The sequence below is a fragment of the Thiomonas sp. TH-17 genome, assembly GCF_057473305.1.
Window position 1 is genome coordinate 1 of sequence record NZ_JBYCKI010000254.1, and the last position, 7,403, is coordinate 7,403.

Consider the following 7,403-nt stretch of genomic DNA (forward strand, 5'->3'; position numbering starts at 1 on the left):
CAAGCGCCAGATGCCCGTCGAAGAAGCGGGCCGCCAGCGCGGGTGCGCCTAGCACCACGAGCGTGGCGACCTGTGCAAAGAGGTAGTGATTCGCCAGCGCGAAACAATCACGTCGCAACTGATCCACAGCAGACTTCCAAGGAGATCTAAATGATCAGTGGTGTATTCGAGACGATCTACGCCATTTGCGTCGTGCCCTGGAGCGTCCTCTGACCTAGGTTTACAATGTCAATCTGGAACTGCGACACGCCCTGCAGATTGCCCCCATGCAGAGCGATCGCGATCGTGTGGCTGTCGTCACGACGGTTTGCAAAACGTTGCAGCAGGATGAGCTCACCGCGCATATGTGTCGCGCCATTGCAGATGCCCGGCTTAAGTGGCATCGATCAAGGGCCGTATGAGGTGACGCATGACCTTGAGTGGTTCGAGTGCCGAAGGTGGGTTCAACGTCGAGACGCTGTCCGCGCCGAGTGCCGCGGGTACGGTCTATCGCATTGCTTGCCCACGGATGCGGGATCTGGCATCCATGGATATCCAGGCGTTGGGCAGCATGCTGGCGACGCTGATCGAGGCGGTAGACCGTGGCGCGACATCCAATGCCACGATCGTGTTGGATGTGCTGGATTGCAACATCGTGCCGCTCTACGTGGACTTTGCGATCGAATATCTGCTGGAGCGACAAGTCCGCACCGGAGTGATCGTGGTGTGCGACGGCTCCACCAGTCATGACGATGACTCGACCTTGCCCAAGGCGCTGCGTGTCAACCTGAGCGCGGCCAATCGCCAGGGCTCGTTGTGGAACCCATTGCATCAGCGATGGGTACCCGCCCGACTCGACATTGATGACGAGGTGTTGAGGCCGATCCAAAATTGAATAAGTGGATTTTCCGGAGCGAGCGCGGGTGCATGACGTTGGCCGATGATGCCGAGATCGAGCGGGCAGGGCGGCTCGGCGACTCGGCACGCAGCGGGTCGAGGTCCGTCGCAGCTCGGTGGCGTTGCGGGATCGCGGCGGCGACACCAAGCCGGTACCGCGCATGCGCATCAAGTGCGTGGATAATCTGGGCAAGCCGATCACGCGCGACACCGTCGCAGTGCGCTGGGTGATGTCTTATGTGGTGGCGCGGTGGGGCTTGCGGGCGGAGCTGCCTTGATTGAGTTTGCCAGCCTGCTGACCAAGCCTCGCCATCACCTTGATCCGTCTCGCCGGCCAACTTGACCAGCGTCGCAAGCCAGTTGACCATGCGCCTGAAGCTCGCATGTCGATCCGGTACCGACGCTGGCATTACCGCTTGAAGTCCATCAAACCGGTAGCAGTCGAGTCCGCCATACGGCCGCTCATGCAGCCATCACCGAGGCGCGCGCGATGAACCAGAACTGCTGATGGCCGCGCCACCGCTACCAAGTGAGGTAGGGACCAGGCTTGAGCAAGAAGCACTCGAGTACGCCAGGGCCAACAAGACGTCGATCACACGTCGGTTGACGGACACAGGGGGCTGACCATGGTTCCACGGCACAACCGATTGATATGGCGTTGCGCATCGACGGCACAGGCTGATCATCATGGAACGCGCAGAGCTGGTCAACGATCAACTCACGCCAGCACCAGCATGAATGCGTTCAGACTTGAGTGAGGAGTGTTGCCTTGCTTGACAGACTGAAAAAGCTTTTTGGATCTCGCCGTGCCCAGGGCATCCTCATGCCTTTGGCAGAAGCATCGCGCGAGATTCTTGATCGATGCCCCACCGGCTTTCTGGTGGTCGATTCCAACAGCCGCATTCTTTACTCTAACCGCGCGGCAACGCAGCTGCTGGATCCTGTCACGGGCGTGTTGATCGGTTCAAGGTTCACACATCCACTGACTTCGGATTCGACGGTCGAGATCGATGTCTTGTCGGGATCGAATGCGCTGACCCTGGAAGCCCAGGCCGTCGAGATTCGGTGGGGTGAGACAAGTGCGCAACTGGTGACATTGAGGGATATCACAGCGCGGCGCCGAAAGGACTTTCTCATGGGCTCGCGGATGCGGGTGCTCGAGCGCATTGCGCAGGGTGCTCCACTCGACGAAGTGCTGGGCGCTGTCGTGCGCTTGGTCGAATCCCAGTATCCCGCCTCGATCAGCACAGTGATGTTGCTGGACGAAGGCGGCAGGCATCTGCATCACGGAGCATCCACGGCATTTCCACACGCCATGATCGAGGCCTTCGAGGGGGCAGAAATTGGACCGCGGCGAGGCGCCTGCGGAACGGCTGCCTACGAGCGTAGAACGGTCATTGCTGCTGACATTGCAACGGACCCGCTTTGGGAGACATGGCGCGAACTCGCGATCAGCCAAGGTATGCGGGCATGCTGGTCTATCCCCATCTTGGCGAGCACAGACCGCGTTGTAGGCACCTTCGCGAACTATTACCGAGAACCTCACGAGCCCACGTCCGATGAATTGGAACTTGCGAGCGCATGCGCACAGATCACCGGTTTTGCCATTGAGCTACATCACGCGGAACAACACCTCAAGTTGCTGCAGACGTGCGTTGCCAATCTCAACGATTTGATCGTCATAACAGAAGCAGAGCCTGTGGTGGCGCCCGGACCAAAGGTCGTATTCGTCAACGATGCCTTCACGCGTAGGACAGGCTATACGGCAGAAGAAGTAATCGGCAACACGCCGCGGATTCTGCAGGGGCCGCTGACCCAGCGTGAAGAGCTTGATCGGATTCGTACGGCATTGCTGGCGTGGAAACCAGTCAGGGCAGAGCTGATCAACTACACCAAGTCCGGCGAACCATTCTGGTTGGAGCTGGATATCGTGCCTATCGCTGACGCCCAAGGATGGTTCACGCATTGGGTGTCGGTCGAACGCGACATCACCGAATTTAAACGAGCTCAGGCCGAATCGCAGCGCGCGTCCGAAGTCCAGGCCCTCATTGTTCGTACCCAGCGCGAGATTGCAGAGTCAGTGGGCGGGCTACATGCCGTGATGACGTTACTGACAGAGCGCGCCATGGAGCTCACGGGTGCTGAGGGTGGCGCCATCAGCCTTGAAGAGGCTGGCACTTTGGCCTACAGCGCAGTGGCCGGCATCGCGATGCCGCACATCGGCATGCGGCTCACATCGGATGGAAATCTTGCATTGACGTCTGCGCGCACCGGAGAGCCCCAGATCTGTAATGACACCGAGGTTGATGCGCGTGTCGATCAGCAAGCCTGTCGCGTTCTCGGTGTCCGATCGGTCATTTGTGCACCGTTGGTTGCACGCGGACAAGTCATCGCCGTGCTTTCAGCGCTTTCGGTTCGACCGGCTGCCTTCTCTGCAAGTGACGCCGCGAATCTGCAAATTCTTCTGGACTCGTTGAGTGCCGCAGTTCAGCGCGAACAGTCCGCCGAGCACATCCGGGCCTCGGAGGCGGAATATCGTTTGCTGTTCAACCAGAATCCACATCCCATGTGGGTCTACGAGCGTGACAGCCTCGAAATAAAGTCGGTCAACACGGCAGCGATCAAGCGCTATGGCTACTCCAGGGACGAATTCCTGGCGATGCGCATTTCCGACCTTCGCCCTGAAGAAGAAGTCGAACGGCTCGTCAGCGCATTACAGACAGCGGGGCCGAGCCAAGTGCACTGGGGGCTGTGGAAACACCGGCTCAAGAGCGGCGAGTTGATTGATGTTGAGATTTCATCTGATGACATCATTTTCGATGGGCACGCTGCACGGCTCGTGCTTGCCAACGACGTCACGCAGCGTGTCGGCGCTGAGCGCGAGCTTCAACGCGTCGCGCGTGCTCAACGCATGCTCAGCCGATGCAACGAAGCACTGATCCGTACCGACAGCGAGCAGGCGCTGCTCGACATGATCTGCCACATCGTGGTCGAGGAAGGTGGCTATCGCATGGCCTGGGTGGGCTATGCCATGGACGACGAGGCGAAGTCGGTTGTTCCGATGGCATCGGCTGGCGAAGGTGTTGCGTACCTGGTCGGCATACAGATCAGTTGGGCCGCAGATGATCCCAACGGACAAGGGGCATCGGGGCGAACCATTCGCGAGGGGCGCCCGGTCGTAGTCACGGATCTGGCGCGCGATCCGGCCTATTCGCCTTGGCTGGCGGCGGCACAGCGCCATGGATTCCGCGCAACATGCTCGTTGCCCTTGCGCACCCGCAGTCGGACGTACGGACATCTTTCCATGTACGCAGCCGAGCCGCTGGCGGTCACTCTGGATGAGGCCGCACTTCTCCAAGAACTTGCGGATAACCTTGCATATGGCATTGCCTTCAGGCGTGCGCGTGAGGATCGACGCCGGATGATTGCTTCGGTGACGCGTATCGCAACAGCCATCTCGACGGGCGCGAGTGGAGGCTTCTTCGAAGAGTTGGCCCGCGCCATGACCGAAGCCGTCGGAGCCGATGCGGGATTCATTGCACGGTTCTTGTCGGGGGAGCCTTTGACCGCTCGAACGATCATCGCGGTTGTTGATGGGCAGATCCAGGACAATTTCGACTATGTTCTCGAGGGCACGCCGTGCGAGACCTTTCGCCATGAAGAGGAGTGCGTTGTCCCTGACGAGGTAGCCGTCAAGTTTCCAAGCTCAGCATCTCTGAGTCGTCTTGGTGCGAAAGCCTATGTCGGCAGGCGCATCGATGGATCCGACGGCAAGCCGCTGGGCTTGCTCTTTGTGATCTTCAGGAAGCACGTGCAGAACGCCGACTTCATCACCTCGACGCTCAGGATTTTCGGCGCACGCGCCATGGCTGAAGTCGAACGGCAGCGGGTCGAAATCCGCCTTCGTGAGCAGGCGTCGTTGCTCGACAAGGCGCAGGATGCCATCGTAGTGCGCGATCTCGAGCAGCGCATCACCTACTGGAACAAGAGTGCAGAGCGAATTTATGGCTGGCGTTTCGACGAGTTGCGTGGCCAGGTTAATGTCGAGAATGTCTACCCGGATCCGTCTGTATTCGAGACCATCATGGCCAGTATTCACCAAGACGGTGAATGGAACGGTCGTGTCCAACATCGGCGCAAGGATGGGCGTCTCATCACCGTGGAGATCCGCGCGACACTGATCCGCGATGAGCGCGGGATGCCTCAATCAACCTTTGCCATCATCTCGGACATCACCCACAAGCTGGCCATGGAAGAACGGCTTGAGCGCTCTGAGCGTCTTGAGGTCATTGGCCAGCTGACCGGGGGTGTAGCGCACGATTTCAACAATCTGCTAACGGTCATGCTGGGTAATGCGGAGATGCTCGCCGAAGAGCTCCGTGATCAGCCGCGACTGCTGATGCTGGCCGAAATGACTCGATCGGCTGCGCAGCGTGGAGCTGAATTGACTCATCACCTCTTGGCCTTTGCACGGCGTCAGGCGCTCGAACCTCAAGTGGTCCAAGTCAACGCGCTGATCAAGCGCATGGGCTCCCTTCTGCGCCGAACACTGGGTGGCGACCTAGAGCTCGAGTTCATTCAGGGTGCAGGCCTGTGGAACGCCATGGTTGATCCTTCACAGCTCGAAAGCGCCTTGCTGAATCTGTGTTTGAACGCGCGGGACGCCATGCCAGAGGGGGGGCAACTGACGCTCGAGACCACCAATTCGTGGATCGATCAGAACTATGCCGGTCAGCATGCAGAGGTCGAGCCGGGGCAGTACGTGCTGGTCGCTGTCTCGGATACGGGATGCGGTATTGCACCGGAAGACTTGCCGCGGGTATTCGAGCCGTTCTTCACTACCAAGGAAATGGGCAAGGGCACGGGCTTGGGGTTGAGCATGGTCTACGGCTTCGTCAAACAGTCGCGAGGCCACATCATGATCTATTCCGAACCAGGCGAAGGCACGACGATCAAGATGTATCTACCGCGCGCTCTGCATCAAGCACCGCAGATCAACCCATCAACTACGCCACACCTACCCCAAGGGCAGGCGACCATCCTGATTGTCGAAGACGACGAGCTGGTGCGCCGCTTTGCGGAAGACCAGCTGCGTGGTTTGGGCTATCGAACGATGACGGCTTGCAACGGTCCGGACGCCCTGCAGATGATTCGCGAGCACGCCGCCATCGACTTGCTCTTCACGGACGTCATCATGCCAGGTGGTATGAATGGTCGACAGCTCGCCGATGCTGCCACCGTGTTACGTCCTGCTTTGCGTGTCTTGTTTACATCGGGCTACACCAAAAACGCCATCATCCATCGCGGACGGTTGGACCCGGGAGTGCATCTTCTCAGCAAGCCATACTCACGCGCAGATCTGGCGCAGAAGGTGAGCGCGGCCCTTTCCAAGGAGTCGTCATGACCATCAGCTCCGTAGATACCGCGCACCGTCGCTTGCTCATTCTCGATGATGACGACGCGGTTGGACAGACGATCGCATTGATTGCCGAGTCGATGGGATTCGCGGTGCGATCATTTACAAGCCCCATAGCATTCTTGTCCGCGGTCGACGAATGGCACCCGACTCACATTGCCATCGATCTGGTGATGCCCGAGATGGACGGGGTCGAAACAATGCGACTTCTAGCAGAGTGCGGCTGCCAAGCGAACATCATCATCACCAGCGGTGTCGGCGGCAAGGTGCTTGACTCGGCACGTCGCGCAGCTGCAGCCCAAGGACTGCGCATTGTCGATGTACTGTCGAAGCCCTTTTCGCCGGCGACACTTCGCTTACTCTTGTCACGCCAATCCATTCCAATTGTCGCTCACGCCTCTCACACGGGGCATAAATCCAATCCATTCGAGGTAACCGAGCAGGGTTTGCGCAACGCCCTTGCACAGCGCCAATTCCAGTTGGCATACCAGCCCAAGATTAGCTGTGCCTCGCGGGCACTGGCGGGTTTCGAGGCGCTGGTCCGTTGGGCCCCCGACCCTTCTACTATCATCATGCCGGATCGCTTCATCCCGATGATGGAATCGCTTGGATTGATTGACGCGCTCACCGAGCAAGTGTTCGAGCAGGCACTGCGTTGGTTCGTGATGAACATTCCTTCACCTGATATAACGCTGTCGCTGAATATCTCTGCCAAGAGCCTCATCGATGAGCACGTGGCAGACCGACTCTTTGGGCTGTGTGATGCGTCAGGAGTGAACCCTGCTCGCGTGATTCTCGAGCTGACGGAAAGCAGCGCAATGGAAGATCCCGTCAATTCACTGGCTCTGCTGACGCGATTGCGCATGAAGGGATGCCACTTGTCCATCGACGACTTTGGCACGGGCTTCTCTTCCATGGTCCAACTTGTTCGCTTGCCCTTTTCAGAGATCAAAGTCGACAAATCCTTCGTGGCAGTCTGCAGTACGTCATCAGAAGCGCGGGCGGTCACCAAATCCACCGTGGAGCTGGGCAAGAGCTTGGGGCTTCGCGTGGTCGCTGAAGGCGTCGAGGATCTCGAGACCTTGGAGTACATCACCTCGATCGGGTGCGA

3 protein-coding genes are annotated in these 7,403 nt (G+C 58.9%); all 3 read left to right on the forward strand.

The features are described 5' to 3' along the window. The first annotated feature begins 409 nt into the window (after positions 1–409). A complete protein-coding gene (locus AC2VLV_RS14875; RefSeq protein WP_486990725.1) occupies positions 410–874 on the forward strand; it encodes a hypothetical protein in 465 nt (154 codons plus the stop codon). 771 nt (positions 875–1,645) lie between these two features. Then, complete coding sequence (locus AC2VLV_RS14880) at positions 1,646–6,280, forward strand: GAF domain-containing protein (RefSeq protein WP_486990726.1); 4,635 nt, start codon at positions 1,646–1,648, stop codon at positions 6,278–6,280. After that, the coding region (locus AC2VLV_RS14885) for an EAL domain-containing response regulator (protein ID WP_486990727.1) at positions 6,277–7,403 on the forward strand (1,127 nt) is incomplete at its 3' end. The genes AC2VLV_RS14880 and AC2VLV_RS14885, both read left to right, overlap by 4 nt.